Source organism: Pseudomonas sp. P110(2024), assembly GCF_057480795.1.
Genome location: NZ_JBLIYT010000003.1, coordinates 246,030 through 271,095, shown reverse-complemented (window position 1 = coordinate 271,095; position 25,066 = coordinate 246,030). Strand labels below are relative to the sequence as shown.

Sequence of the window (25,066 nt, the reverse complement as noted above, 5' to 3'; positions counted from 1 at the left end):
CCCTATAGGCTTTCCTCGTCCTCCTCCGGCAACCCTTGATCCACCTGCAACCATGGCAACCGGCTCCCCACCCAGATATGCCGATTGGCCGGCACCCGCTCCGGGTGATCCAGCGTCGCCACCGTCACATCGATCGTTTCAGGGCTATGCGCGGTCACCAGCGCCACGTGCGCCCCGCAGTTGCCACAGAAATACCGGCTGCAGCTCTGCGGCGCCATGTAGCGCTGGGGCGAGCCCGCCAGCCACTGGAAACCCGCGAGGGGCAGGGTGACCCAGGTCAGCAGCGTACCGCCGCTGACCCGCCGGCAGATCGAGCAATGGCAATGGGCGACATCGCCCAGATCGGCCTGCAGCCGGTAGCGCAACGCCCCGCAATGACACCCGCCTTCCACGACATCCACCATCGAAATGACCTCCCGTCGCCTGAGCGCAGGCGAAAGCTGGCTGAAAGCTTGCCCACATAGGATAGCGCCACCACCGGCAGCAGACCGGCCAGCCAGGGCACCCGGAAACCTCCGCGCCCCGGCCCAATCAACAACAACAATGGTGATTCTGATGTTTTCCTGTGCCCGCCTTCTCGCAGTATCCCTCCGCCTGCTCCTCGCGCAGCGCCTGACGCGCTGATCCGCCCGAATCGTCCTTCCTTTCGCCGCGCCACGCCTGGAGTACCGCCATGCTGACCTTCCTCGGCTTCGCCATGGTCATCACCTTCATGTACCTGATCATGACCAAGCGCCTGTCGGCCTTGATCGCGCTGATCCTGGTACCGATCCTGTTCGCCCTGTTCGGTGGCTTTTCCGCCAAGATCGGCCCAATGATGCTCGAAGGCATCAGCAAGCTCGCGCCCACCGGCGTGATGCTGATGTTCGCCATTCTCTACTTCGCCCTGATGATCGACTCCGGCCTGTTCGACCCGGCCGTGCGCAAGATCCTCAAGCTGGTCAAGGGCGACCCGCTGAAAGTCTCGGTCGGCACCGCGGTGCTGGCCCTGGTGGTGTCCCTCGACGGTGACGGCGCCACCACCTACATGATCTGTTGCGCCGCCATGCTGCCGCTGTACAGCCGCCTGGGCATGAGCCCGCGGATCATGGCCGGCCTGATCATCCTCGCCGGCGGAGTGATGAACATGACTCCGTGGGGCGGCCCCACCGCCCGCGCCGCCAGCGCCCTGCACGTGGACCCGTCGGACATCTTCGTACCGATGATCCCGGCCATGGCCTTCGGCGTGGCGGCGATCCTGGCCATCGCCTACTGGTACGGCAAGCGCGAGCGTGCCCGCCTGGGCGAGCTGCACCTGCCGACCGACGACATCGACCACAGCGAGATCAGCGTGTCGCAGTTCCCCGAAGCGCGCCGGCCGAAACTGATCTGGTTCAACGGTGCCCTGACCGCAGCGCTGATGGTCGCGCTGATTGCCGGCGTGCTGCCGCTGCCGGTGCTGTTCATGATTGCCTTCAGCATCGCCATGATCGTCAACTACCCGTGCCTGCAGCAGCAGAAGGACCGCATCGCCGCCCACGCCTCCAGCGTGCTGGCCGTCAGCGGGCTGATCTTCGCCGCCGGCATCTTCACCGGCATTCTGTCGGGCACCGGCATGGTCGACGCCATGTCCAAGAGCCTGCTGGCGGTGATCCCGGAAGCGTTCGGCCCGTACATGGCGGTGATCACCGCGATCGTCAGCATGCCGTTCACCTTCTTCATGTCCAACGACGCCTTCTACTACGGCGTGCTGCCGGTGCTGTCGGAGTTCGCCAGCCACTACGGCGTCACCCCGGTGGAAATGGCTCGCGCGTCGATCGTCGGACAGCCGGTGCACCTGCTCAGCCCGCTGGTACCCTCCACCTACCTGCTGGTGGCCCTGGCCGGCATCGAGTTCGGCGACCACCAGCGCTTCACCCTCAAGTGGGCAGTGCTGGTGTGCCTGTGCATAATGGCCGGCGCGCTGGCACTGGGGACTTTCCCGCTGTTCAGCAGTCTGTAATACAAGCGCATCATCCAACTGCAAAGCGCCCGGTCTCTTGGGCGCTTTGCCTTTAACGCTCGAAGGAATACACATGGAATGGCTGACCAGCCCGGAAATCTGGGTTGCCTTTTTCACCCTCACCGCGCTTGAGATTGTGCTCGGGATCGACAACATCATCATGATCTCGATCCTGGTCAGCCGCATGCCCAAGCACATGCAGCCGCGCACGCGGATCTTCGGCCTGGCCCTGGCCATGGTCACGCGGATCATGCTGCTGCTGTCGATCACCTGGGTCATGCGCCTGACCGACGACCTGTTCCATGTGCTCGGCCAGGGCATCTCCGGGCGCGACCTGATCCTGTTCTTCGGCGGCCTGTTCCTGCTGTGGAAGAGCTCCCAGGAGATCTACCACGGCCTGGAAGGCGAGGACGAGAGCGCGGATGCGCCGAAAGGGGCGGGCGGCAAGTTCTTCTACACCATCATCCAGATCGCCATCATCGACATCGTGTTCTCCCTGGACTCGGTGATCACTGCGGTGGGCATGGTCTCCCACGTACCGGTGATGATCGCCGCGATCATCGTCGCGGTGCTGGTGATGATGCTCTGCGCCGGCACCATCAGCGGCTTCATCGACAAGCACCCGTCGCTGAAGATGCTTGCGCTTTCGTTCCTGATCGTCGTTGGTACCGTGCTGATCGCCGAATCTTTCGATGTTCACGTGCCGAAGGGCTATGTCTACTTCGCCATGGCCTTCTCGCTGGCGGTTGAAGCGATCAACATCCGCATGCGCACGGCGCTGGCGCGCAAGAAGGGCAAGGAGCACGATCCGGTGAAACTGCGCAAGGACATTCCCGGTCAGTAAGATCAGGAGCGCAGTACAAAAGGGCCCTTCGGGGCCCTTTTCGCATCCACGTCCCTGTAGGAGCGCCCCCTATCGCGACACAGGGCCGCTCCTACAGGCACCCGTGTTTCAAATAGATTTCAGTCATGCCAAGCTGGCACCCATCGCGCAAAACAACTAAAGCTTCAGTGAGCACTGAAAAAACCAGCCCACCCCCGGGCCAGGCTCACCGTTGTACCCATTGGCCCCGCACAGGGGCATAGAAGAAAAAAGGGGGCCCGACCATGCTGACTCTGCTCAACCTGCTCTCCGCCGTGGCATTGCTGGTGTGGGGCACCCATATCGTGCGGACCGGTATCCTGCGGGTCTATGGCTCGAACCTGCGCCGGGTGCTCGGCCAGAACATGAACAAACGTCCGCTGGCGTTCATCGCCGGGATCCTGGTAACCGCCATGGTGCAGAGCAGCAACGCCACCGCCATGCTGGTCACCTCGTTCGTCGGCCAGGGCCTGATGGCCATGACCCCGGCCCTGGCGATCATGCTCGGCGCTGACGTGGGCACCGCGCTGATGGCGCGGGTGCTGACCTTCGACCTGTCCTGGCTGTCGCCACTGCTGATCTTCCTCGGGGTGATCTTCTTCCTCTCGCGCAAGCAGACCCGCGCCGGCCAACTGGGCCGGGTGGGCATCGGCCTGGGCCTGATCATCCTGGCGCTGCAACTGATCGTCCACGCCGCTGCGCCGATCACCCATGCCCAGGGGGTCAAGGTACTGTTCGCCTCGCTGACCGGAGACATCCTGCTCGACGCCCTGATTGGCGCGTTGTTCGCCATGATTTCCTACTCCAGCCTGGCCGCCGTGCTGCTCACCGCCACCCTGGCCGGCGCCGAGGTAATCAGCCTGCCGGTGGCCATCGGCCTGGTGATCGGCGCCAACATCGGCAGCGGCCTGCTCGCCTTCCTCACCACCAGCCTGCAGAACAGCGCCGGGCGCCGGGTGGCGCTGGGCAGCCTGCTGTACAAGATCATCGGCCTGCTGCTGATCATCCCGATACTGCACCCGCTGGTGGAATGGATGGACAGCCTGAGCTTCAGCCCGCAGGAGCTGGTGATCGGCTTCCACCTGCTCTACAACACCCTGCGCTGCCTGCTGATGCTGCCGACGGTCAACCCCATGGGCCGGGTGTGCAACTACCTGCTGCCCGAGCGCGACAACGGCAACGGCCACCACCAGCCACGCCACCTCGACCCGACCGCACTGAACACGCCCAGCCTGGCCCTGGCCAACGCCGTGCGCGAAACCCTGCGCCTGGGCGATATCGTCGACAGCCTGCTTGACGCCATGCTCGGCGCCCTACGCGGCACCCAGACCGCCATGCCACAACAGGTGCGTGCCCTGGGCGAGGACGCCGAGGCCCTGTACAACGCCATCAAGCTGTACCTGGCACAGATGCCCCGCGAGGATCTTGGCGAGCAGGACAACCGGCGCTGGGCGGAGATCATCGAGCTGGCGATCAACCTCAAGCTGGCCAGCGACTTGATCGAGCGCATGCTGCGCAAGGTCCAGCAGCAGAAGACTTCGCAGCGTCGGGAGTTCTCCCAGGTCGGCCTCGAGGAACTGACCGGACTGCAGGAGCAGCTGCTGGCAAACCTGCGCCTGGGCCTCTCGGTATTCCTCAGCGCCGACCCGCAGAGCGCGCACCAGTTGCTGCGCGAGAAACGCCGCTTCCGCGCCCAGGAACGGCGTCTGGCCCATGCCCATGTCAGCCGCCTGCAACGTAAAGTGGTGCAGAGCATCGAGACCAGTTCGCTACACTTGGAGCTCATTGCCGACATGAAGCGTTTGAACTCTTTGTTCTGCAGCAGTGCCTATGTGGTACTGGGCGGCACCGATACCGGCGGGCTGATGCTCGACAGCGTGCCGGACGAAGCCCGCCAGCCCTGAGCCCAGACACCCCGGAGACCGAAGCTCGCCTATGCGTTGCCTGTTGTTCGCCTGCCTGCTGATCCTCAGCCTGCCCACGCTCGCCCTCGACCGCTCGCGGGTCGAGGGCTACCTGCTGCCCAACGGCCTGCAAGTGATCCTCAAGTCTGGCTACGAGCGCGACCATGTGTCGATCCGCCTGGTGGTTGGCGTGGGCCTGGACGACTTCGATTGCGACCAGCGCGAACTGCCGCACCTGCTCGAGCACCTGCTGTTCAGCGGGATCGACGAGACGGGCGAGGGCGGCCTGGAAGAGCGCATGCAGGCCCTGGGCGGGGAATGGAACGCCTTCACCAGCAGCGCCGACACCACCTTCGTCATCGAGGCCCCGGCGCGCAACCAGCGCAAGGTGCTCGACCTGCTGCTGGCGATCATTCGTGACACCCGCATCGACGAAAAAGCGCTGGCCACGGCGAAGAAGATCATCGAACGCGAGGACGGCGGGCACTACGGCCGCCTGCAGCGCTGGCTCGACCGCCAGGACATCGGCCACCCGGCCAGCGACCAGCTGGCCACCGAGCTGGGCCTGAAGTGCCCCGAGCGCTCCAACCTCGACGACATGACCCTGGAGCAGGTGCGGCAACTGCGTGAGCACTGGTACGTGGCCAACAACATGTCGCTGATCGTCGTCGGCGGCCTCGACCGCCTGCTGCCGGCCTATCTGGAGCGCACCTTCGGCGAGCTGCCGGCCACCGAACCCGGGGAACGCCGCAACCTGGAGAGCATCAGCCAGCAGGCCGAGCAGCGCCGCGACCTGACCCGCGGCTGGCTGGGCGACAACGTCAAGCTGCACTGGCTGTTCATCGAGCCGACGCTGGAAGAGGGCCATGACCAGACCCTCGAGCTGCTTTCGCGTTACCTGGACTGGGCGCTGTACGACCAGCTGCGCCTGCGTCACGGCCTGTCCTATGGCCCGTCGGTGCAACGCGAAAGCTTCGGCGACAGTGGGATGCTCAGCCTCAATGCCGACCTTGAGCGCCAGGACCTCGACGCGGCGCTGAAGGTGCTCGGGGAGCTGTTCGACCACCTACGCAAGCACGGTCTGGACCCGGACACCTTCGCCCGGATCAAGGAGGCGGCGATTGCCCGGGAAAGCTGGACCACCCAGGGCAACGCGGCGCTCGCCGACTACTACTGGGGGGCGCTCAACGCCTACGTGGACGGGCGTTTCACCGATCCGGTGCGGCAACTGCGCCAGGTCAGCCTCAAGCAAGCCGACGCGGCGCTGCGCGAACTGCTCAAGGAACCGGGGTACCTGCGCATCGAGAAGCCGTTGCTGGGGTATGACGAACTGTATGGTCTGGTGGCGCTGCTGCTGGGGCTGATCCTGGCTGCGGGGCTGATCCGTCGGCGCCGCGTGCTGGCCAAGCGCCCCAGTGGTGCTACACGGGAGCCGTGATTCGGCGGTATCCTGTCAGCCAATAGCGTCCACGTCCCGGACGCCTCGAACACGCCTCTTCCTGTTGTAAACCCATGCCCCCGATCCCCGGCTTCATCCTGCGCATCATCGAACTGCTCAAACGCTACCCCGGCATCATCGCGCTCTACGGTTTCCTCTCGGGGATCGGCAGTTTTATCCTGGTCGACCGCCAGGCCGGCCTGGCCAGCTGGATCGCCATCGTCATGCTGGTCAGCTGGATCTGGCTGATGCTGGAGAACACCCTCACCGAGCTGTTCGCCCGCACCTTCAAGCGCGAAATCCCGCAGCCCCTGCTGCGCTTCGCGACGCAGATGATCCACCAGGAAAGCCTGTTCTTCGTCCTGCCGTTCTTCTTCATCACCACCACCTGGAACAGCGGCCAGCTGATCTTCACCGGCCTGCTCGGCGCCGCCGGGCTGATCTCGATCGTCGACCCGCTGTACCACAAGTGGCTGGCGCCACGCCGCTGGCTGTTCCTCGCACTGCACACCCTGACGCTGTTCGCCGCGATGCTCACGGCGCTGCCGATCATCCTCCACCTGACCACCGCGCAGAGCTTCAAGCTGGCGCTGATCGCCGCCATGGTGCTGTCGTTCCCGAGCCTGGCCAGCAGCTTCCCGATCAACAACTGGCGCCGCGGCGTGGCTCTGGTGCTGGTGACCCTGGCGGTCGGTGGCGGCGGCTGGCTGCTGCGCTCCTGGGTACCGCCGGCCACGCTGTGGATGACCGACGTGGCGATCAGCACCGAAGTGCTCAACCGCCAGCCGGGCGCCTCGCTGGACGAAGTGGCCGCCAGCCGCATCCGCAGCGGCGGACTTTACGCCTATACCGCCATCAACGCGCCCCGTGGCCTGAACGAGCGCATCTACCATGTGTGGCAGCTGGACGGTAAGGAAGTGGACCGTATCGCCCTGGATATCCACGGCGGGCGCAAGGAAGGCTACCGGGCCTGGACCCACAAGCAGAACTTCCCGCCCAATCCGGTGGGCAAGTGGCAGGTGAGGGTGCTGACCGAGGACGGGCAGGTGATCGGGGTGTTGCGCTTCAAGGTGGTCGACGGCGCGCCTGCGCAGTGAAGGGCTGGGGCTGCTGTGCAGCCCTCCAGTCAGCACACATTCAACATGCGCTATGATCAGCCTCTATGCCCTCAGTCAGACGCATGGAGCCTATGACCGTCCCCAGCGCCACCCTGGACACCACCGAGCAGCCCTCGCGCCTGCGCATCGTCGGCGACTGGACCCTGGCCCACTACGCCAGCCTCAAGCGCGAATGCGAGCGCCTGGGCAGCCAGTACGGCGATGACACCCAGGTCGACCTCAGCCAGCTGGGCCGCCTGGACACCGCCGGCGCCTCGCTGCTGGCCGAGCTGCTGGGTTCCGAACGCCTGTCGCGCTGCACTGACGAACTCCCCGATGCCAGCCGCGCGCTGCTGAAGAACGTCTACTGCTCGGTGCAGGACTACTGCATCCCGGTCAAGGAGCCGGAGCAACCGGTGCTGCTCCTGCTGCTGGCGCGCATCGGCCGCGCCGTCGACCAGCTGTGGCAGGACACCAACCAGGTGCTGGGCTTCGTCGGCCTGATCCTGCAGACCCTGTTCCTGCGCCTGTTCCAGCCGCACCGCTGGCGCGTCACGCCGGTGGTCGCGCACCTCGAGCAAACCGGCCTGGACGCCGCGCCCATCGTCGCCTTGCTGACCTTCCTGGTGGGCGCGGTGGTGGCCTTCCTCGGCGCCACGGTGCTGGCCGACTTCGGCGCGACCATCTTCACCGTCGATCTGGTGGCCTTCTCCTTCCTGCGTGAATTCGCCGTGCTGCTGACCGCCATCCTCATGGCCGGTCGCACCGCCAGCGCGTTCACCGCGCAGATCGGCTCGATGAAGGCCAACGAAGAGATCGACGCCATCCGTACCCTGGGCCTGAACCCCATCGAACTGCTGGTGGTGCCCCGGGTGCTGGCGCTGCTGATCGCGCTGCCGCTGTTGACCTTTGTCGCGATGCTCTGCGGCATGATCGGCGGCGCGGTGGTCTGCGCACTGACCCTGGATATCTCGCCGGCCATGTTCCTCTCGCTGCTGCAGAGCGACATCGGCGTGCAGCATTTCCTGGTGGGCTTGGCCAAGGCACCGTTCTTCGCCTTCCTGATCGCCGCCATCGGTTGCCTGGAAGGCTTCAAGGTCAGCGGCAGCGCCGAATCAGTGGGCGCCCACACCACCTCTGCCGTGGTGCAATCGATCTTCGTGGTGATCGTGCTGGACGCGGTGGCCGCGCTGTTCTTCATGGAGATGGGCTGGTGACTGAAGCCGTGATCGAAGCCCGGGGCCTGTGCAACCGCTTTGGCAGCCAGAGCGTGCACGAGAACCTCGACCTGGACCTGTACCGCGGCGAGATCCTCGCCGTGGTCGGCGGCTCGGGCAGCGGCAAGTCGGTGCTGTTGCGCAGCATCGTCGGCCTGCGCCGGCCCAACGAAGGCACGGTCAAGGTGTTCGGCCAGGACCTGGCCAGCCTCGACGAAACCCAGCGCTCGCTGGTCGAACGCCGCTTCGGCGTGCTGTTCCAGAAGGGCGCGCTGTTCTCGTCGCTGACCGTGACCGAGAACGTCGCCCTGCCGCTGATCGAGCATGCCGGGCTGTCGCGGGCCGACGCCGAGCACCTGGCAGGAGTCAAGCTGGCCCTGGCCGGGCTGCCGATCAGCGCCGCCGACAAGTACCCCGCGTCGCTGTCCGGCGGCATGATCAAGCGCGCCGCCCTGGCCCGCGCCCTGGCCCTGGACCCGGACATCCTGTTCCTCGACGAGCCCACCGCCGGCCTCGATCCGATCGGCGCCGCCGCCTTCGACCAGTTGATCCTGACCCTGCGCGACGCCCTGGGGCTGTCGGTGTTCCTCATCACCCACGACCTGGACACCCTCTACACCATCACCGACCGGGTGGCGGTGCTGTCGCAGAAGAAGGTGCTCGTGGCAGGGCCCCTGGCCGAGGTCGAGCAGACTGAAGACCCCTGGATTCATGAATACTTTCACGGCCCGCGTGGTCGGGCGGCCGAAGACGCCGCCCTGCGCGCCCGCCAGGAGCGCTGAACGATGGAAACCCGAGCTCATCATGTCCTGATCGGCCTGGTCACCGTGCTGGTGGTGGCCGGCGCCATGCTGTTCGGCCTGTGGCTGACCAAGTCCAGCGTCGACGACGCCTTCAAGGACTACGAAGTGGTATTCAACGAGGCGGTCTCAGGCCTGTCCCGCGGCAGCCCGGTGCAGTACAACGGCATCAAGGTCGGTGACGTCAGCAGCCTGCGCCTGGACCCGAACGATCCGCGCCGGGTGCTGGCCCGCGTGCGCCTGAGCGGCGACACGCCGGTCAAGGAAGACACCCAGGCCAAGCTGACCCTGGCCGGGGTGACTGGCAACTCCTTCATCCAGCTCAGCGGCGGTACCCCGCAGAGCCCAGAACTCAAGGGCAAGGGCGGCAAACTGCCGGTGATCGTCGCCTCGCCGTCGCCGATCTCACGCCTGCTCAACGACAGCAGCGACCTGGTGACCAACATCAACCTGCTGCTACACAACGCCAACCTGATGTTCTCCGAAAGCAATATCGAGCGCCTGAGCAACACCCTGGCCAACCTGGAGCAGACCACTGGCGCCTTCGCCAGCCAGAAGGGCGGCATCGCCGATGCCATCGAGCAACTGGCCCAGGTCGGCAAGCAGGCCAACGCCACCCTGGCCGAGACCCAGGCGCTGATGCGCAACGCCAACGGCCTGCTCGGCACCCAGGGCAAGCAGGCCATCGGCAGTGCCGAACAGGCCATGCAGTCGCTGGCCGAAAGCACCGCCACCATCAACAGCCTGTTGCAGGACAACCGCCAGTCTCTGGACGACGGTGCCCAGGGCCTGAACCAGATCGCCCCGGCGATCCGCGAACTGCGTGAGACCCTCAACTCGCTCAAGGGCATCTCCCGGCGCCTGGAAGCCGACCCCAGCGGCTACCTGCTGGGCCGCGACAACAACAAGGAGTTCCAGCCATGATCCCATCGTTGCGCCTGGCCTTCGCCGCCGCCACGCTGAGCCTGGTTTCGGCCTGTTCGATCCTGCCGCAGAGCGAGCCTGTGGATATCTACCGCCTGCCGGTGAACCAGTCGGCCCGCGCCGCCGCACCGCTGGACTGGTCGCTGCGCCTGAACAAGCCGCTGACCAGCGAAGCCCTGGCCGGACCGCGTATCGCGGTGATCCCCCAGGGCGATGTGATCAGCAGTTACAAGGGCGCACGCTGGAGCGACCCGACGCCGATGCTGGTGCGCAACCGCCTGCTCGACGGTTTCCAGCGCGATGGCCGGGTGCAGCGCCTGAGCGCCGATGACAGCAACCTGCAGGCTGACTACGAGCTGGGCGGCGAGCTACAGGCCTTCCAGAGCGAATACCACCCAGGCGGGGCGGTGGAGGTGGTGATCCGCTACGACGCGCGGCTGGTGCAGGGCCGCAGCCAGCGCATCCTCGCGAGTAAACGCTTCGAGGTGCGCCAGGTGCTGGGCGAACAGCAGGTCCCGGCGGTGGTCGCCGGCTTCGGCGCGGCCAGCGACCAGCTGGCGCGCCAGGTGATCGACTGGACCGTCAGCCAGGCTCAGGCGAAGAACCAATAGCAGACGAAGATCGCCGCGATCACCCCCGACAGCTCGGCCAGCAACGCACAGCCGACGGCGTGGCGCACCCGCTGGATGCCCACCGCGCCGAAGTACACCGCCAACACGTAGAAGGTGGTCTCGGTGCTGCCCTGGATGGTCGCCGCCACCAAGGCCGGGAAGCTGTCCACGCCTTGGGTCTGCATAGTCTCGATCAGCATGGCCCGCGCCGCGCTGCCGGAGAACGGCTTGACCAGCGCGGTGGGCAACCCTTCGACGAAGCGGGTGTCCAGGCCCATCCAGTTCACCGCATGGCGAATGCCGTCCAGAGCCAGCTCCAGCGCCCCTGAGGCGCGCAATACACCGACTGCCACCAGCATCGCCACCAGGTAAGGCAGCAGGCTCTTGGCCACGTCGAAGCCTTCCTTGGCGCCTTCGACGAAGGCCTCGTACACCTGCACCCGCCTCAACGCGCCGATCACCAGGAACAGGATGATCACCCCGAACAGCGTCAGGTTGCCGAGGATCGACGACAGGCTGGCCAGCGCGGCCGCCGACAGGGTGCCGAGGAAGGCCATGAAACCGCCCAGCAGCAGGGCACCGGGAACCAGGTAGGCAAGCACCACCGGGTCCCACAGGCGCAGGCGCTGCATCACCGCCACCGACAGCAGGCCGACCAGGGTCGAGCAGCTGGTGGCCAGCAGGATCGGCAGGAACACCATGGTCGGATCGGGCGCGCCTTGCTGGGCGCGGTACATGAAGACGGTCACCGGCAGCAGGGTCAGCGACGAAGCGTTGAGCACCAGGAACAGGATCTGCGCGTTGCTCGCCGTGGTACTGCTGGGGTTGAGCTCCTGCAGCGCGCGCATGGCCTTCAGGCCGATGGGCGTGGCGGCGTTGTCCAGGCCCAAGCCATTGGCGGCGAAGTTCATGGTGATCAGGCCCAGGGCCGGGTGGCCGGGCGGCACTTCCGGCATCAGCCGGGCGAACAGCGGGCCAAGGACCTTGGCCAACCATTCGACGATGCCGGCCTTCTCGGCGATTTTCAGGAAACCCAGCCACAGGGTCAGGGTGCCGAACAGCAAGACCATGACCTCCACCGACAGCTTGGCCATGGCGAAGATGCTCTCGACCATCGCGGCGAAGATGCCGGCGTTGCCGCCCACCAGCCACTGGGCCAGGGCGGAGATGGCCGCCACCAGGAAAAAGCCGAGCCAGAGGCCGTTGAGCATCCGTGTGTTCCCCCGTGAAAAGTGCCCGAATGATAGCGAAGATTGCGGGCGAGGGCTGCGCCCTCGACTATTGCGCAGACAACAAAAAGCCCCGACAAGTCGGGGCTCTTCGTTCAGCTCAGTGGCTTACTGGTTGACGGTCTTGCCCGCCATCACAGCCTCTTTCTTGCCTTTTTCCAGCACCAGCGACTGGTAGTACGCCGCGCCTTTCTCGGCGTCGTACATGCCCTGCCACTTGGCGATGACCACTGCGGCCAGGGCGTTGCCCACCACGTTCAGCGCGGTACGGGCCATGTCCATGATGCGGTCGACACCGGCGATGAAGGCCAGGCCTTCCAGCGGAATGCCCACGCTGCCCAGGGTGGCCAGCAGTACCACGAAGGACACGCCCGGCACGCCGGCGATACCCTTGGAGGTGACCATGAGAGTCAGCACCAGCAGCAGCTGCTGGCTCCAGGACAGGTCGATGCCGTACAGCTGGGCGATGAAGATCGCCGCGATGCTCTGGTACAGGGTCGAACCGTCGAGGTTGAACGAGTAGCCGGTCGGTACCACGAACGAGCAGATCGACTTCGGCGCGCCGTACTTCTCCATCTTCTCGATCACGCGCGGCAGCACGGTCTCGGAGCTGGAGGTGGAGTAGGCGAGGATCAGCTCGTCCTTCATGATGCGCATGATCTTGATGATCGAGAAGCCGAACACGCGCGCCACCAGGCCCAGCACCATGAAGGCGAAGAAGGCGATGGCGAAGTACACCAGCAGCACCAGCTTGGCCAGCGGCAGCAGGGAGGCGAAGCCAAAGTTGGCGACGGTGGCGGCGATCAGGGCGAACACGCCGATCGGGGCGTAGTTCATGATCATGTGGGTGACCTTGAACATGGTCTCCGACACGCCCTGGAAGGTGCGCACCAGCGGCTCGCGCAGGTCGGCGTTGAGGCTCGACAGGCCCATGCCGAACATCACCGAGAAGAAGATGATCGGCAGCATCTCGCCACGCATCAGCGCCGCGAAGATATTCGACGGGATCAGGTTGAGCAGGGTCTCGATGAACGCGTGCTCATGCTGCACCTCGGCCGCGGTGGCCTGGTACTTGGAGATGTCGACGGTGCCCAGGGTGCTCATGTCGATGCCGGCGCCCGGGTGGAACACGTTGGCCAGGACCAGGCCGACGACGATGGCGATGGTGGTCACCACCTCGAAGTAGATGATGGTCTTCAGGCCGATGCTGCCCAGTTTCTTCGCGTCGCCAACCCCAGCGATGCCCACGATCAGCGACGAAATCACGATCGGGACGACGATCATCTTGATCAGGCGAATGAAGATGTCGCCGGCTGGCTGGAGGACGTTGCTGATCCACCATGCCTTTTCTGCACTGAAATGATTCAGTAGCGCGCCGACTGCAACGCCCAGCAACAGACCGATGACGATCTGCCAGGCGAGGCTCAGTTTTGCCTTCTTCATGTCATTACCCTTTGTTGTAGTGGTCACGGGCACCGGCCGAAAAGGTGCATGCCAGAGCGGCTTGAAGCCATTCCGGTTGCGCCTGGTCGATCCGGCGTCCCACTGTAAGGACACCGCGAGCGAACATTGCTGGCGCTCGGGCCGAGGAAAAAGGCGGCAACTATTGCGACGTGGGGAGGGGCAGTCTAATGCCGGAAACGACTACCCTATGCCGAATCGGCATGAGACCGGAAGGCGAAATCGGGCATCGCCAAGTCCTTGATTTTCAACGTTCGGATTTCCGAACAAGGCCAAAGCGCCATTTTTAGGCCGATTTGACGGGAGCACAGAAAGGTGTGAAGTGGCGTGTTCGACAATCCGAATGGCTGAAATGCCACATGAGCTGACCTGTCGGACAAGTAAAAAAAAATCGATATACGGTAGCGACAAAATGTGTCTGAAGTAAAAAGTCGCTCGTATTAAAGGAAGAACTCCCACAGGCGCTTCGGAAGCCAGATCGGTTACATCGTCCTGTTCGGAGCCAACCGACCTGCAACTTCCGATGCCACCCTCTCCTGACCCGGCCCATGACGGAGGCACTCCCTGTACCCCTAGGCCACTGCGACCCTGCAACAGTCAGAGCGGCCCGGCCCCCTGGTCATGCGCCGCCCCTCCTCGGGGCGGCGCACCATAGAAGCCTGAAAGGTAAAAAGGTTCAGCTTCTATAGCATTACAGTCCCCGACCGCTGGTCAGTACCAGTTCGGGTCGCGCTTGAGCTGCTCCCGCAGCAGAGCCTTCATCCCGTCATCCGGCTTGCCCAGCCAGCGGTAGTCGGCATGACGGGTAGGTGACTTGTCGGCAGGCAGCCCTTCGGGCACCTCCACAAGCATGCCGTAGGCTTCGTCCTTGTCCCAGCTGAAGGCCACGATCAGGCGCTTGTAGGTACAGTTGCCTTCGGACTCGCACAGCGGGCCGACCAAGTACTTGTCGCCGTCCTCGGTTACCGCAGACATCTGCTGCGCCGAGCTCCCGCTGAGGTTGATCACCCACTCGGGCAGGCGCTCCTCGTTCTTGAGGGTCTTCTGCCAGGTTTTCTGGTATTCGGGGTCCGAGCCAAGCAACTGGTTGGCCCGGACCTGGCCGTCATTGGCCGCCAGCGCTGTCGCGCCGCTGCCCAGCAGCAGCGCGACAAGCAGGGCCTTGGGGAGCATCCTGCTCATGGTCATCAACCTCTGCCACGGCCGAAGAAGAAGGAGGCTACGAACAGCACCAGGAAGATGATGAAGAGGATCTTCGCGATACCGGTCGCGGCGCCAGCGATACCACCAAAACCCAGGACTGCGGCGATGATGGCGATGATCAGGAAGGTGATTGCCCAACTAAGCATGATGTTTCTCCTTTTCTTGTGCGAAATCGGTCGATGGCGTCAGAACACCCAACGCTCCTCGGGCTGAACACGCTCGAGAACGGCAGGCGCATTGTCGGCACTGGGCAGCGGCTCGGCGGCCTTGACCAGGGTAGAGGCATGGGTTGTCCGTAACTGCGTCAACAGCGCGGTCTGCACCGCCACCTGCTCGGCCAGCCGGGCGGTCTGCCAGCTGTGGTAGAAGAGGCCCGCCGCCAGGGTGAGCAGCAAGGCCATGCCGAGGAACAACAGCTGGTGCAGGGGGACTACAGCGCTCTGCGTACGATTGTCTTGGGGGCGATTCATGCCGACTCCTCCTGCTGTGCTTGTTATCCATTCTGCAAAGGTTATTGCAGCCTGCATGCCAGCCTTCTCGAACAATAAAAATCCTTTTAAATCATAAAGTTACGAAATACGCCCGCCTTACCGAGGGACGTATCCTGCACGATGACCCACAATCGGGTCGTGCGTTTTGCACGACACAGCCGTCGGCCAATCCCTGCCGATGCCTCGATTTCAGCCCGTGGAATCCGAATAGAAGCCAATTGCCAGCGATCAACTTCATATTTATCAGAGACTTAGCCATCATTAAGGCATGCAGCTAGCATGCATGGAGCAGAATCAATCAGAATCGACCATGCAACTTGCCCGATTTTTCCGACACTAATTGAGATCAATCCCAAAGGAGCGCAGGAAATGGAATCAGCCCAGGACAACCAAGGCCGCATTCTGCTGGTGGATGACGAGTCCGCCATCCTGCGCACATTCCGTTATTGCCTCGAGGATGAGGGCTACAACGTGGCCACGGCTAACAGCGCTGCCCAGGCCGAGGCACTGTTGCAGCGCCAGGTGTTCGACCTGTGTTTCCTCGACCTGCGCCTGGGCGAGGACAATGGCCTGGACGTACTGGCACAGATGCGTATCCAGGCACCGTGGATGCGGGTGGTGATCGTCACCGCCCACTCGGCCATCGACACTGCGGTGGATGCCATCCAGGCCGGCGCCGCAGACTACCTGGTCAAACCCTGCAGCCCCGACCAGCTGCGCCTGGCTACCGCCAAGCAGCTGGAGGTCCGGCAACTGTCGGCGCGCCTGGAGGCCCTCGAAGGCGAGGTGCGCAAACCCAAGGACGGCCTGGACTCCCACAGCCCGGCGATGATGGCGGTGCTGGAAACCGCGCGCCAGGTGGCGACCACTGACGCCAACATTCTCATCCTGGGCGAGTCGGGCACCGGCAAGGGCGAGCTGGCCCGTGCCATCCACGGCTGGAGCAAGCGGGCACGCAAGGCCTGCGTGACCATCAACTGCCCCTCGCTGAATGCCGAGCTGATGGAGAGCGAGCTGTTCGGCCACACGCGCGGCGCCTTCACCGGCGCCAGTGAAAGCACACTGGGCCGAGTCAGCCAGGCCGATGGCGGCACGCTGTTTCTTGACGAAATCGGCGATTTTCCCCTCACGCTACAACCAAAACTGCTGCGTTTCATCCAGGACAAGGAATACGAGCGGGTCGGCGACCCGGTCACCCGCCGGGCGGATGTGCGGATCCTCGCGGCCACCAATCTCAACCTCGACGAGATGGTCCGCGAGAACCGCTTCCGTGAAGACTTGCTGTACCGACTGAACGTCATCACCCTGCACCTGCCGCCGCTGCGCGAGCGCTGCGAGGACATACTGACCCTGGCCGACCGCTTCCTTGCCCGCTTCGTCAAGGAGTACTCGCGCCCGGCCCGCGGCTTCAGCGATGAAGCACGCACGGCGCTGCTCAACTACCGCTGGCCGGGCAACATTCGCGAACTGCGCAACGTGATCGAGCGCGCCAGCATCATCTGTCCCCAGGAGCGGGTGGAGATCATCCACCTGGGCATGGCCGAACAACCCGCCAGCAACGCGCCCAGGGTCGGTGCGGCGCTGAGCCTGGATGAGCTTGAGCGTGCCCATATCGGGGCGGTGCTCGCTGCCAGCGACACCCTCGACCAGGCAGCCAAGACCCTGGGCATTGATGCCTCCACCCTTTATCGCAAGCGCAAGCAATACAACTTATGAAATGGCCGATGAAGCTACGCACACGGCTGTTCCTGAGCATCTCGGCACTGGTTACCGTGGCTTTGCTTGGCCTGTTGCTGGGCCTTTTCAGCGTGCTGCAGATGGCAGCCCTGCAGCAGCACGTCGTCAAGGACACCACCTACACGCTCGAGCTGGCCCTCAAGTTGCGGCAGAACCTGGGCGAACAGCTGAATCTGATTCTCGACGAGGACACCACCCCGAATACCCTCGTCACCCTGCAGGACCAATTCCAGACACTCCTCGATCAGGGACTGGAACAAGGCGGAGAACGCACCGGCTTGAGCAAGGCCGCCAGCAACTACCAGGCATTTGTCCAGGCCTATCGACAGAGCCCCTCGCCTGCACGCAGCATGGGTGTCGAGCAGCCCCTCGGAGCGGCCTTCAACCAGGTACGCATGGACCTGCTGGAGTCCCACCGCCACGCCTTGGAAAAAATCACCCGCAGCGAGGAGCAGTCGCGCAATCAAGCCCTGCTCATCAGTGGCATGCTCGGCATGGTTGGCCTCACTGTGCTGGTACTAGGTTTCATCACTGCCCACAACATAGCCAGGCGCTTCGGCCAGCCGATCGAGGCACTGGCCAAGGCCGCCGACCAGATCGGTCAGGGCAATTTCGACGTCACCCTGCCGGTGACCCAGGCCACCGAGCTCAATCAGCTGACCCGCCGCTTCGGCCTGATGGCCGATGCCCTGCGCAAACACCAGGCCACCAACATCGATGAACTGCAGGCCGGCCAGCAACGCCTGCAGGCGGTACTCGACAGCATCGATGACGGTCTGCTGATCATCGATCGCCAGGGCCGCCTGGAACACCTCAATCCGGTAGCCCAGCGTCAACTCGGCTGGGATCCGAGCCGCCGGGGCACAGGCCTGGCCGAGGCCTTGCAACGCCCGGAGCTGGACCTGCAACTGCGCCAGGTACTGCGCGGCGGCAGCCTGGATCGTCCACCGGACGACCTGAGTCTGGAGGTGGATGAGGAAACCCGCCTGCTGACCTACAGCCTGACCCCGGTCAGCCACCCCGAGGGGCCGATCCTTGGCGCGGTGATGGTGCTGCACGATGTTACCGAGCTGCGCGCTTTCGAGCGGGTACGCAGCGAATTCGTACTGCGCGCCTCCCACGAATTGCGCACGCCGGTCACTGGCATGCACATGGCCTTCGGCCTGCTGCGCGAGCGGGTCAGTTTCCCGCCTGATGCGCGGGAGAACGATCTGCTCGAAACCATCGCCGAAGAAATGCAGCGCCTTACCCAGCTGATCAACGACCTGCTCAATTTCTCCCGCTATCAAAGCGGCCTGCAGAAGCTGGAGCTGGCTCCCTGCGCCCTCGACGAACTGTTCGAGCGCGCTCGGGCACGTTCTGCCGAGCAGGCTTCGAGCAAGCAGATCGAGCTGATACTCGAGCTGGAGTCACCACTGCCGCGCATCCAGGCCGACGTCACGCAGCTCGACCGGGTGCTCGACAACCTGCTGCACAACGCCATCCGCCACACCGGCAGTGGAGGGCGTATCCGCCTGCACGCACGGCGCCATGCCGAACGGGTGATCATCAGTGTCGAAGACAACGGCGAAGGCATCGCCTACGGCCAGCAAGGGCGGATCTTCGAGCCGTTCGTCCAGGTCGGGCGCAAGAAGGGCGGGGCCGGCCTGGGCCTGGCGCTGTGCAAGGAGATCGTCCAGCTGCATGGCGGGCGGATGGGCGTATTCTCGCGGCCTGGGCAGGGTACGCAGTTCTACATGGCCTTACCGGTCTGACACGGCTTTTTTTCAGGCAATCAGCCTCAAGGCTCATCATCGATCCGCCGCCCTGCCACCCGCCGCCCCCGGGTAATCAGCTCGGCAAACTGACGCGCGTTCAACGGATGGGCGAACAACCAGCCCTGTCCATAGTTGACACCCTCGCTGTTAAGTAGCTCCGCCTGGTCCTCTGACTCGATACCCTCGGCGATGACCCGCAGGTGCAAGTCATGGGCCATGCGGATGATGTGCGGCGCCACACCGCTGCTGGCGGCGTCATGGCCGAGGGCGTCGATAAATGACTTGTCGATCTTCAGGCAATCCACCGGCAATGTCTGCAGGTAGGCCAGGCTGCAATAGCCGGTGCCGAAGTCATCGATCAACACTTGGTGCCCCACGGCGCGCAGGGCCTGCAGGTTGTCCCGCGCCACCACCACATCGATCAGCCCGCGCTCGGTCACCTCGAAGGCGATCTGCCGGGGCGCCACCCGATGATGGGCCAGCAGTCGCGCCGCCACTCGACCGATACGCGGCGCCATGACGTCGCAGGCCGCCAGGTTCACCGAGATATACAACTGGCGGTTGGCCCGCAGCAACTGCCCAAGCTGCTCGAGCACCCGCTGTAAGACGAAGTCGGTGATCTGGCGAATCTGCCCGGTGTTCTCTGCCAGGGGAATGAACAGGTCCGGGCTGGTCAGGCTGCCATCCGGACGGCGCCAGCGCACCAGAGCCTCGGCCCCGACACAGCGCCGGCTGTCCAGCTCGAAGATCGGCTGGTACAGCACCTGCAGCTCGCCCCGGCGCAAGGCCTGCTGCAGCTCAGAACTCATCGAGCGGCGTTGCAGGATCAGTTGCAGCACCAGCCAGCCGATGCACGCCGCCAGCACCAGGCTGCCGGGAAAAAGCAACCAGAGCAGGCCATTAAGCTTCAGGGGCAGGCTGGCGCGCGGGGCGATCAGCACCAGTTGGTAGTCCGGCGATTTGGTGGACATGCGATAGACCAGGCGATCGGGCAGCTCGATCAGCGACTTGCCCTGGGGCGGCGGCCAATCGGCGATGGGTGGCCAGGGTTGCGCCGGCCCCAGTACCGGAATGGCCCGCGTGCCCCGATCGAGCACCACCAGCAAGCTGCCGCCTGGGGGCAAATCGACCACGTCCGTGAGGTGGCCACGGGAGGTGGACACCACGAAGCGGCCCCGACCCAGCATCAGCGCCGCGAGGTTTTCGTTGGGCTCGGTGGTGGTGTTCAGCCAGTAGCTGTAGGTCGGCCCCTGGATGTCCGGGCTGCGCAAGGGTTCGATGATCCGCTCGCCGCCGCGGTTCGAACAGGCAAGCGTACCTTCCACATAGGACGCCTCGTAGATGAACCGCGACTCCAACGCCACCTGCTGCAACTGCGCCAGCATCTGCGGATCGCAGCCGCGCAGGGGTTGCGCCTGGAGCTGGTCCACACCCTCGCGCAACTGGCCGAAGACCTGCTCAAGGCGCTCCAGAAAACGCTCGCCCTGGGCGTTCATCTGTGCGCTTTCGCTCTGCTTCATCTGCTGCAAGGCCACATTGACGCTGATCGCCAGCAACAGTGCGGCACTGGCCAACGCCGCGAGCGCGGCCAACAGCCAGGGTCGGTGGAAAAATTGACGCACCGAAGCGAGGAGGTCAAACATGCGTGGCATCCAGTTGAATACCAAAGGTATAGCAACTGAATCGATGATTGGCGTGGCCGCTGGGCGTGTGATTGCCAGGATTTGCTCGCTCCCGTGTAGGAGCGGCCTTGTGTCGCGAAAGGGCTGCGCAGCAGCCCCGGCAATCTTTAGTCAGACTCGAGATCCTGGGGCCGCGCTGCGGCCCTTTCGCGACACAAGGCCGCTCCCACAGGGCAAGACCAGTTTCTATGCTATGAAAGCTGCCTCACCGCTTGCGGTTGAGCACCTGCAACATCGCGGCGGTCTGCGCATCCGGCACACCATCGAAGCGCTGCGCACGGAAGCGCATCTGGAAGGCGGCGATCACATGACGAGTGGCCACATCCCATTCGCCGGTCTGGTCGATGGCGTAGCCAAAGCGCGCCAGCTGCTGCTGGTACCAGGTGACGCTCGGCGGGTTGACCTCGAAATAGGCCTGCTGGCGTGCCACCGACGCGGCGTCCGGCCAGATGCCCAGACCGGCGTCGGCCAGGCGCTTCCAAGGGAACAGCGGGCCCGGGTCGAGCTTGCGCAACGGCGCGATATCACTGTGGCCAATGATATGGCGCGGGTCGATGTTGTTGCGCTTGACGATATCCTTGAGCAACGCGATCAGCGCCTGCACCTGTGCTTCACTGTACGGGTGCCAGACCCGCCCGGTCGGGGTGTCGGTATACCCCTCGTTGACGATCTCGATGCCAATGGAGCTTGAATTGAGCCAGGTACGCCCCTGCCACTGACTGTCCCCGGCGTGCCAGGCACGACGATTCTCGTCCACCAGTTGATAGACCGTGGCCGGGCCGTCACCGATCAGGTAGTGGCTGCTGACTTCGCCATGGGTCAGCAGGGCAAGGGAGCGCTCCAGCGAGGCATTGGTGTAATGCAGCACGACAAACTGGATACGGCTGTCCTGGTTGGCCGAAGGATGGCTGCGGTCGATGCGCAGGCCACTGGAACAACCTGCCAGGGCCAGCAGGAGCAGGGCGGTGAAGAGTCTTTTCATAGCAGGGGCACGTCATGGAGTCAGCGGCAACAATGCTACAGTATAACGTGCCGGTCACGATTGCTCACCCTGAACCCGACTAACCCTGCTCCACCCGATTGCGCCCCAGCTCCTTGGCCCGGTACAACGCCTCGTCGGCGCGCTTGAGCACCTGGTCGCCGCGCTCGCCGGAGCGGAAGGCGCTGATGCCGATGGAAGTGGTGATGACCACCCGCTCGCCCTTGAAGTGGAACGGGCAGGCCTCGATGGCCGCACGCATTGCCTCGGCCACCTGCACCGCTGCCGGCGGCGAAGTCTGCGGCATCAGCAGGACAAATTCCTCGCCGCCGAAACGGGCGATGAAGTCGCGGCCGCGCAAGCGCTTGCGCAACTGATCAGCAACGATCTTCAGCACTTTGTCGCCCGCCAGATGGCCATAGCCGTCGTTAATGCGCTTGAAATGATCAAGGTCGAGGATCGCCATGGCCAGGTGGCCACCATTTTCCTGCCAGTCGAGTACCTCGCGCTCGACCTGCTCACTCCAGGCTGCACGGTTGGGCAGACCGGTCAGCGGATCGATCATGGCTTTCTGGCGCTGCTCCTCGAGATGCTCGCGGTAACCGAGGGCCTCCTGCTCCATGCTTGCCACACGCTCGGCCAGGCCTTGCAGGCGGCTGGCCAGCTCGTGCTCACGGCGATCACGCTCGTGCTGGTGATCGTCCATGGTCACCAGCAGGCCTTCGAGGCGGTTCTCCAGGATGTGCTTGAGGCTGTCGACATCGACGGCGCCCTGCACGCTGCTTTGCAGACCATCGACCTGCTCGCGTAGCTGGCTGTCCAGCGCGCGGGCGGCGGAGCTGTTGTCGGCATGGCCGGCGCTGGCTTCGTGCAGGTGGCTCTGGAAGGACTCCAGGCGCTCGTTGAGCTGTTGCAGGTAGGCTTCGAATTCATGCTGGCCACTGTCGGTGATCGCCAGCATGAGCACAGCCAGGTCATCCAGGACCGGGATCAGTTCGTACCAGTTCAGCCCCCGTGAAACCCGCTCGCGCATCTCCAGGGCCTGGGCCTTGTGACGCTCCGGCAGGCTGAGGTCGTCGAGCAGACCGATCAGGGTCTGCTCGATATGAGCGGCGACCTGACTGTACGGCGGCTCGACCGCGTCAGGGAGGGCGTAGGGACCGTCCTCGCCGACGACCTCCTCGACCGTGGCCTCAGGTTCGCGCGCAGCGGCGCCTTCGTCCTCGACAGAGGCCTCGGCTTGCGGATCGATGTGTTCGACCGGCTGCACCAGTGCTTGCGGTTCAGGTTGCGGCTCGGCAACGGGCACCGGCGTGGCTTCAACCAGTGCGGGACCAGGTAACTCGACCTCGGGCCCGGACAATTCGGCAGGCTCAGGCGTGACATCCGGCGCGGGTGCCACGGCATGCAGCTCATCAGCGTCCCTTGGCTGCACCTCAGGCGCAATGACGGGCGCCTCCAGCGACGCAGGCACAGGGGCGTCGACCGCCGCAGGCGCCAGCTCAGCCTGGGGCTCGTCACGACCACCGAACAGACGCTGCAGGAAGCCCGGGCGAGTCCCGTCCTCGGGCTTTTGCATCGCACTCAGGGCGCGTCCCTGCAAGCCACTGAGTTCACCCAGCAAGGGCGGCAGCTCACGGGACTGGCTGACCCCGCCATCAAGCTTCTTCGCCAGTTTTTTCAGCGGTCGCGACACCTCGCCTGGCAGCGGCAGGGTCTGCAACTGGGTAACCAGCGCAGTCAGCGCGTCGCTGACCTGGTTCATGCGGGTTTCGCGGCGCTGCTCGGAGTCGAGTACGGCTTTTTCCAGGCGCGGAATCAGCCCGGCGAGGCCGGCGTCCATGTTGTCGCTGCGGATGACCTCGCGCATTTCCTTCATGCACTGGTCAACGGTCTTGTCGCTACCTTCAGCCGCCAGGGTGCTGCGCACCAGGCCACGGCGCAGCAGGTCGAGACGTGCTTCCCAGCGCCGCTCGAGCTTTTCCTGCTGCTCGATGCTCTTGAGGTATTTTTCTTTCCAGCGCTCGGCTTCTTCGGTCATGCCTGGATCCGCAACGGGTAGTGGCATCTAGTCCTGCAATCACTGGATTTCGGCGGAAAAGCCCAACACTTGAGCGCCGGATTCGCCCAGGCAGGACTAACTCAGGACCGGCAGCGTATCCACAGTCAGGGCATCAGGCAATCGTATCTCGACGGCAACCGGAAGGTGGTCGGAAATAGGCTGCGCCAGCACCTCGACACGTTCGAGCGTCAGGCTTGGGCTGAGCAGGATATGGTCAAGGCAGCGCTGGGGGCGCCAACTGGGGAAGGTGGCCTCGACCTGGGGCGCGATCAGGCCCAGATCACGCAGTGGCGAGTGGTCGATCAGGTCGTTGGCGTGGGTGTTCATGTCACCCATGAGGATCTGATGGCGATAGCCGCCGATCAGCTCGCGGATGTAGGCCAGCTGACGGGCGCGGGTCTTGGCGCCAAGGGCCAGGTGCATCATCACCACGATCAGCGCATCCTCGCCCTCGCCGAAGCGCACCAGGATCGCCCCACGGCCGGACGGGCCGGGCAGGGGATGGTCTTCCAGGTGCTGGGGCTTGAGACGGCTGAGTACGCCGTTGCTGTGCTGGGCGAAACGCCCGAGGTTGCGGTTGAGCTGCTGGTACCAGTAGGGAAAGGCGCCCAGCTGTGCCAAGTGCTCGACCTGGTTGACGAAGCCGGAGCGCAGGCTGCCGCCGTCGGCCTCCTGCAGGGCCACCAGGTCGAAGTCGCCGAGCAGGTCGCCGATCTTCTGCAGGTTGCCGGCGCGCCCGTTGTGCGGCAGCAGGTGCTGCCAGCTGCGGGTAACATAGTGCCGATAACGCTCGGTGCTGATGCCGACCTGGATGTTGAAGCTGAGCAGCCGCAGGCGACCATCTTCCGGCAGGCCGGTGGCCCGCAGGTGATGCTCGTTGACCTGCGGCTGGGGCAGGCCGATGCCTCGCGTGGCACGCAAGCGCATGGCAATCGCCGCTTACTTAGCGGCGCGCTCCTTGGCGATCAGTTGGTCGGCGACGTTCAGCACGCCTTCCGGACCTTGGGCGGTGCCCAGGTCGAAGCGGTATTTACCGTTGACGACCATGCTCGGTACGCCAGTGATCTCGTACTTCTTGGCCAGCTCCTTGGCCTGGTTGACCTGGCCCTTGATGGCGAAGGAATTGAAGGTGGCGAGGAACTTGTCCTTGTCCACGCCCTGGGTGGCCAGGAAGTCGGCCATTTCTTCAGGCTTGGTCAGACGCATGCGCTTGTTCTGGATGGCATCGAATACCGCGTTGTGGACGTTGTGCTCCACACCCATGGCTTCCAGGGTCAGGAACATCTGGCCGTGGGCATCCCATGGGCCGCCGAACATGGCCGGTACGCGCTTGAAATTGACATCCTTGGGCAGCTTGTCGATCCAGGGATTGATGACCGGTTCGAAGTGGTAGCAGTGCGGGCAGCCGTACCAGAACAGCTCGACGACTTCGATCTTGCCGGGTACCGAAACAGGCACCGGGTTGCTCAGCTCGATATATTCCTTGCCGGCGGTTGCAGGCTCCGCGGCCTGCACGGCGGCCATACCGAATACGCTGGCGGCGACCAGCGCGGCGCTGAGAATCAGTTTACGCATGCTTTACTCCTGAGCAGTCTTTGGTCGCCTCGACGCGACCCGTGTAGGACAGGCCG

22 protein-coding genes are annotated in these 25,066 nt (G+C 64.4%); 11 read left to right on the top strand and 11 right to left on the bottom strand.

All coding sequences use genetic code 11. The features are described 5' to 3' along the window. Positions 1 to 2 precede the first annotated feature (2 nt). Positions 3 to 404 (bottom strand): GFA family protein, encoded by a 402-nt coding sequence (locus tag AC25ND_RS06375; RefSeq protein WP_182321968.1) that lies wholly within the window; start codon positions 402 to 404, stop codon positions 3 to 5. 269 nt (positions 405 to 673) lie between these two features. Here AC25ND_RS06375 and AC25ND_RS06370 point away from each other — a divergent pair, with 269 nt between their 5' ends. The 9 genes from AC25ND_RS06370 to AC25ND_RS06330 all read left to right on the top strand — a co-directional run bounded on the left by AC25ND_RS06370 (position 674) and on the right by AC25ND_RS06330 (position 10,834). Continuing rightward, positions 674 to 1,981, top strand: a complete 1,308-nt coding sequence (locus AC25ND_RS06370; protein ID WP_028688652.1) for a CitMHS family transporter — start codon at positions 674 to 676, stop codon at positions 1,979 to 1,981. Positions 1,982 to 2,054: 73 nt separating this feature from the next. Next, entirely contained in the window at positions 2,055 to 2,825 is a 771-nt protein-coding gene (locus AC25ND_RS06365) for a TerC family protein (RefSeq protein ID WP_182321970.1), read from the top strand. A gap of 263 nt (positions 2,826 to 3,088) precedes the next feature. Then, the gene (locus AC25ND_RS06360) at positions 3,089 to 4,747 is read left to right on the top strand and encodes a Na/Pi cotransporter family protein (RefSeq protein WP_028688654.1); all 1,659 of its coding nucleotides are present in this window, start codon (positions 3,089 to 3,091) and stop codon (positions 4,745 to 4,747) included. Between the two features lie 31 nt (positions 4,748 to 4,778). After that, a complete protein-coding gene (locus AC25ND_RS06355) occupies positions 4,779 to 6,185 on the top strand; it encodes a M16 family metallopeptidase (RefSeq protein WP_486976168.1) in 1,407 nt (468 codons plus the stop codon). Between the two features lie 74 nt (positions 6,186 to 6,259). Next, positions 6,260 to 7,282, top strand: a complete 1,023-nt coding sequence (locus AC25ND_RS06350) for a DUF5924 family protein (protein ID WP_028688656.1) — start codon at positions 6,260 to 6,262, stop codon at positions 7,280 to 7,282. Between the two features lie 83 nt (positions 7,283 to 7,365). Then, on the top strand, positions 7,366 to 8,499 hold the full coding sequence (locus tag AC25ND_RS06345; protein WP_028688657.1) for an ABC transporter permease: 1,134 nt from the start codon (positions 7,366 to 7,368) through the stop codon (positions 8,497 to 8,499). Next, positions 8,496 to 9,281, top strand: a complete 786-nt coding sequence (locus AC25ND_RS06340) for an ABC transporter ATP-binding protein (protein WP_062359969.1) — start codon at positions 8,496 to 8,498, stop codon at positions 9,279 to 9,281. The genes AC25ND_RS06345 and AC25ND_RS06340 overlap by 4 nt, the downstream gene beginning before the upstream one ends. 3 nt (positions 9,282 to 9,284) lie before the next feature. Next, on the top strand, positions 9,285 to 10,223 hold the full coding sequence (locus AC25ND_RS06335) for an MlaD family protein (protein ID WP_028688659.1): 939 nt from the start codon (positions 9,285 to 9,287) through the stop codon (positions 10,221 to 10,223). Next, positions 10,220 to 10,834: an ABC-type transport auxiliary lipoprotein family protein gene (locus AC25ND_RS06330; protein WP_062359971.1), complete on the top strand. Its 615-nt coding sequence runs from the start codon at positions 10,220 to 10,222 to the stop codon at positions 10,832 to 10,834. Before AC25ND_RS06335 ends, AC25ND_RS06330 begins: the two co-directional genes overlap by 4 nt. Here the strand turns inward: AC25ND_RS06330 and AC25ND_RS06325 are convergent. From AC25ND_RS06325 to AC25ND_RS06305, 5 genes are all read right to left on the bottom strand, one after another. After that, positions 10,816 to 12,045, bottom strand: coding sequence for a nucleoside recognition domain-containing protein (locus AC25ND_RS06325; protein ID WP_062359973.1), 1,230 nt, complete (start codon positions 12,043 to 12,045; stop codon positions 10,816 to 10,818). The genes AC25ND_RS06330 and AC25ND_RS06325 overlap by 19 nt on opposite strands. Positions 12,046 to 12,171: 126 nt before the next feature. After that, positions 12,172 to 13,506 (bottom strand): glutamate/aspartate:proton symporter GltP, encoded by a 1,335-nt coding sequence (gene gltP, locus AC25ND_RS06320; protein WP_028688662.1) that lies wholly within the window; start codon positions 13,504 to 13,506, stop codon positions 12,172 to 12,174. Between the two features lie 729 nt (positions 13,507 to 14,235). Further along, a complete protein-coding gene (locus AC25ND_RS06315) occupies positions 14,236 to 14,706 on the bottom strand; it encodes an inhibitor of vertebrate lysozyme family protein (RefSeq protein WP_028688663.1) in 471 nt (156 codons plus the stop codon). Positions 14,707 to 14,711: 5 nt separating this feature from the next. Then, complete coding sequence (locus AC25ND_RS06310) at positions 14,712 to 14,873, bottom strand: DUF1328 domain-containing protein (RefSeq protein WP_028688664.1); 162 nt, start codon at positions 14,871 to 14,873, stop codon at positions 14,712 to 14,714. 39 nt (positions 14,874 to 14,912) lie between these two features. Next, on the bottom strand, positions 14,913 to 15,197 hold the full coding sequence (locus AC25ND_RS06305; protein ID WP_028688726.1) for a hypothetical protein: 285 nt from the start codon (positions 15,195 to 15,197) through the stop codon (positions 14,913 to 14,915). A 390-nt stretch (positions 15,198 to 15,587) separates the two neighbouring features. On the opposite strand from AC25ND_RS06305, the gene algB reads away from it, so the two are divergent. Then, entirely contained in the window at positions 15,588 to 16,934 is a 1,347-nt protein-coding gene (gene algB / locus AC25ND_RS06300; RefSeq protein WP_062359975.1) for a sigma-54-dependent response regulator transcription factor AlgB, read from the top strand. Next, positions 16,931 to 18,709, top strand: coding sequence for a KinB sensor domain-containing domain (locus AC25ND_RS06295; protein ID WP_062359977.1), 1,779 nt, complete (start codon positions 16,931 to 16,933; stop codon positions 18,707 to 18,709). Before algB ends, AC25ND_RS06295 begins: the two co-directional genes overlap by 4 nt. A 26-nt stretch (positions 18,710 to 18,735) precedes the next feature. Here the strand turns inward: AC25ND_RS06295 and AC25ND_RS06290 are convergent, their stop codons facing one another. From AC25ND_RS06290 to dsbA, 5 genes are all read right to left on the bottom strand, one after another. Continuing rightward, on the bottom strand, positions 18,736 to 20,355 hold the full coding sequence (locus AC25ND_RS06290) for an EAL domain-containing protein (RefSeq protein WP_062359979.1): 1,620 nt from the start codon (positions 20,353 to 20,355) through the stop codon (positions 18,736 to 18,738). Positions 20,356 to 20,599: 244 nt separating this feature from the next. After that, positions 20,600 to 21,376 (bottom strand): N-acetylmuramoyl-L-alanine amidase, encoded by a 777-nt coding sequence (locus tag AC25ND_RS06285; RefSeq protein ID WP_028688668.1) that lies wholly within the window; start codon positions 21,374 to 21,376, stop codon positions 20,600 to 20,602. 79 nt (positions 21,377 to 21,455) lie between these two features. After that, entirely contained in the window at positions 21,456 to 23,414 is a 1,959-nt protein-coding gene (locus AC25ND_RS06280) for a GGDEF domain-containing protein (RefSeq protein ID WP_062359981.1), read from the bottom strand. Between the two features lie 96 nt (positions 23,415 to 23,510). Beyond that, positions 23,511 to 24,362 carry an endonuclease/exonuclease/phosphatase family protein gene (locus tag AC25ND_RS06275; protein WP_028688670.1) on the bottom strand — a complete coding sequence of 284 codons (852 nt, stop codon included), beginning with the start codon at positions 24,360 to 24,362 and terminating at the stop codon, positions 23,511 to 23,513. Positions 24,363 to 24,374: 12 nt separating this feature from the next. After that, entirely contained in the window at positions 24,375 to 25,010 is a 636-nt protein-coding gene (dsbA, locus tag AC25ND_RS06270; RefSeq protein ID WP_062359983.1) for a thiol:disulfide interchange protein DsbA, read from the bottom strand. Positions 25,011 to 25,066 lie beyond the last annotated feature (56 nt).

Excerpts from the sequence above, each read along its gene's own strand:
- AC25ND_RS06365 (WP_182321970.1), top strand. The coding sequence starts at position 2,055 with ATGGAATGGCTGACCAGCCCGGAAATCTGGGTTGCCTTTTTCACCCTC.
- AC25ND_RS06305 (WP_028688726.1), bottom strand. The coding sequence starts at position 15,197 with ATGAATCGCCCCCAAGACAATCGTACGCAGAGCGCTGTAGTCCCCCTG.
- AC25ND_RS06285 (WP_028688668.1), bottom strand. The coding sequence starts at position 21,376 with ATGAAAAGACTCTTCACCGCCCTGCTCCTGCTGGCCCTGGCAGGTTGT.
- AC25ND_RS06290 (WP_062359979.1), bottom strand. The coding sequence starts at position 20,355 with ATGTTTGACCTCCTCGCTTCGGTGCGTCAATTTTTCCACCGACCCTGG.
- gltP (WP_028688662.1), bottom strand. The coding sequence starts at position 13,506 with ATGAAGAAGGCAAAACTGAGCCTCGCCTGGCAGATCGTCATCGGTCTG.
- AC25ND_RS06325 (WP_062359973.1), bottom strand. The coding sequence starts at position 12,045 with ATGCTCAACGGCCTCTGGCTCGGCTTTTTCCTGGTGGCGGCCATCTCC.
- dsbA (WP_062359983.1), bottom strand. The coding sequence starts at position 25,010 with ATGCGTAAACTGATTCTCAGCGCCGCGCTGGTCGCCGCCAGCGTATTC.
- AC25ND_RS06335 (WP_028688659.1), top strand. The coding sequence starts at position 9,285 with ATGGAAACCCGAGCTCATCATGTCCTGATCGGCCTGGTCACCGTGCTG.
- AC25ND_RS06310 (WP_028688664.1), bottom strand. The coding sequence starts at position 14,873 with ATGCTTAGTTGGGCAATCACCTTCCTGATCATCGCCATCATCGCCGCA.
- AC25ND_RS06330 (WP_062359971.1), top strand. The coding sequence starts at position 10,220 with ATGATCCCATCGTTGCGCCTGGCCTTCGCCGCCGCCACGCTGAGCCTG.
- AC25ND_RS06280 (WP_062359981.1), bottom strand. The coding sequence starts at position 23,414 with ATGACCGAAGAAGCCGAGCGCTGGAAAGAAAAATACCTCAAGAGCATC.
- AC25ND_RS06375 (WP_182321968.1), bottom strand. The coding sequence starts at position 404 with ATGGTGGATGTCGTGGAAGGCGGGTGTCATTGCGGGGCGTTGCGCTAC.
- AC25ND_RS06345 (WP_028688657.1), top strand. The coding sequence starts at position 7,366 with ATGGAGCCTATGACCGTCCCCAGCGCCACCCTGGACACCACCGAGCAG.
- algB (WP_062359975.1), top strand. The coding sequence starts at position 15,588 with ATGGAATCAGCCCAGGACAACCAAGGCCGCATTCTGCTGGTGGATGAC.
- AC25ND_RS06360 (WP_028688654.1), top strand. The coding sequence starts at position 3,089 with ATGCTGACTCTGCTCAACCTGCTCTCCGCCGTGGCATTGCTGGTGTGG.
- AC25ND_RS06295 (WP_062359977.1), top strand. The coding sequence starts at position 16,931 with ATGAAATGGCCGATGAAGCTACGCACACGGCTGTTCCTGAGCATCTCG.
- AC25ND_RS06370 (WP_028688652.1), top strand. The coding sequence starts at position 674 with ATGCTGACCTTCCTCGGCTTCGCCATGGTCATCACCTTCATGTACCTG.
- AC25ND_RS06315 (WP_028688663.1), bottom strand. The coding sequence starts at position 14,706 with ATGAGCAGGATGCTCCCCAAGGCCCTGCTTGTCGCGCTGCTGCTGGGC.
- AC25ND_RS06350 (WP_028688656.1), top strand. The coding sequence starts at position 6,260 with ATGCCCCCGATCCCCGGCTTCATCCTGCGCATCATCGAACTGCTCAAA.
- AC25ND_RS06275 (WP_028688670.1), bottom strand. The coding sequence starts at position 24,362 with ATGCGCTTGCGTGCCACGCGAGGCATCGGCCTGCCCCAGCCGCAGGTC.
- AC25ND_RS06355 (WP_486976168.1), top strand. The coding sequence starts at position 4,779 with ATGCGTTGCCTGTTGTTCGCCTGCCTGCTGATCCTCAGCCTGCCCACG.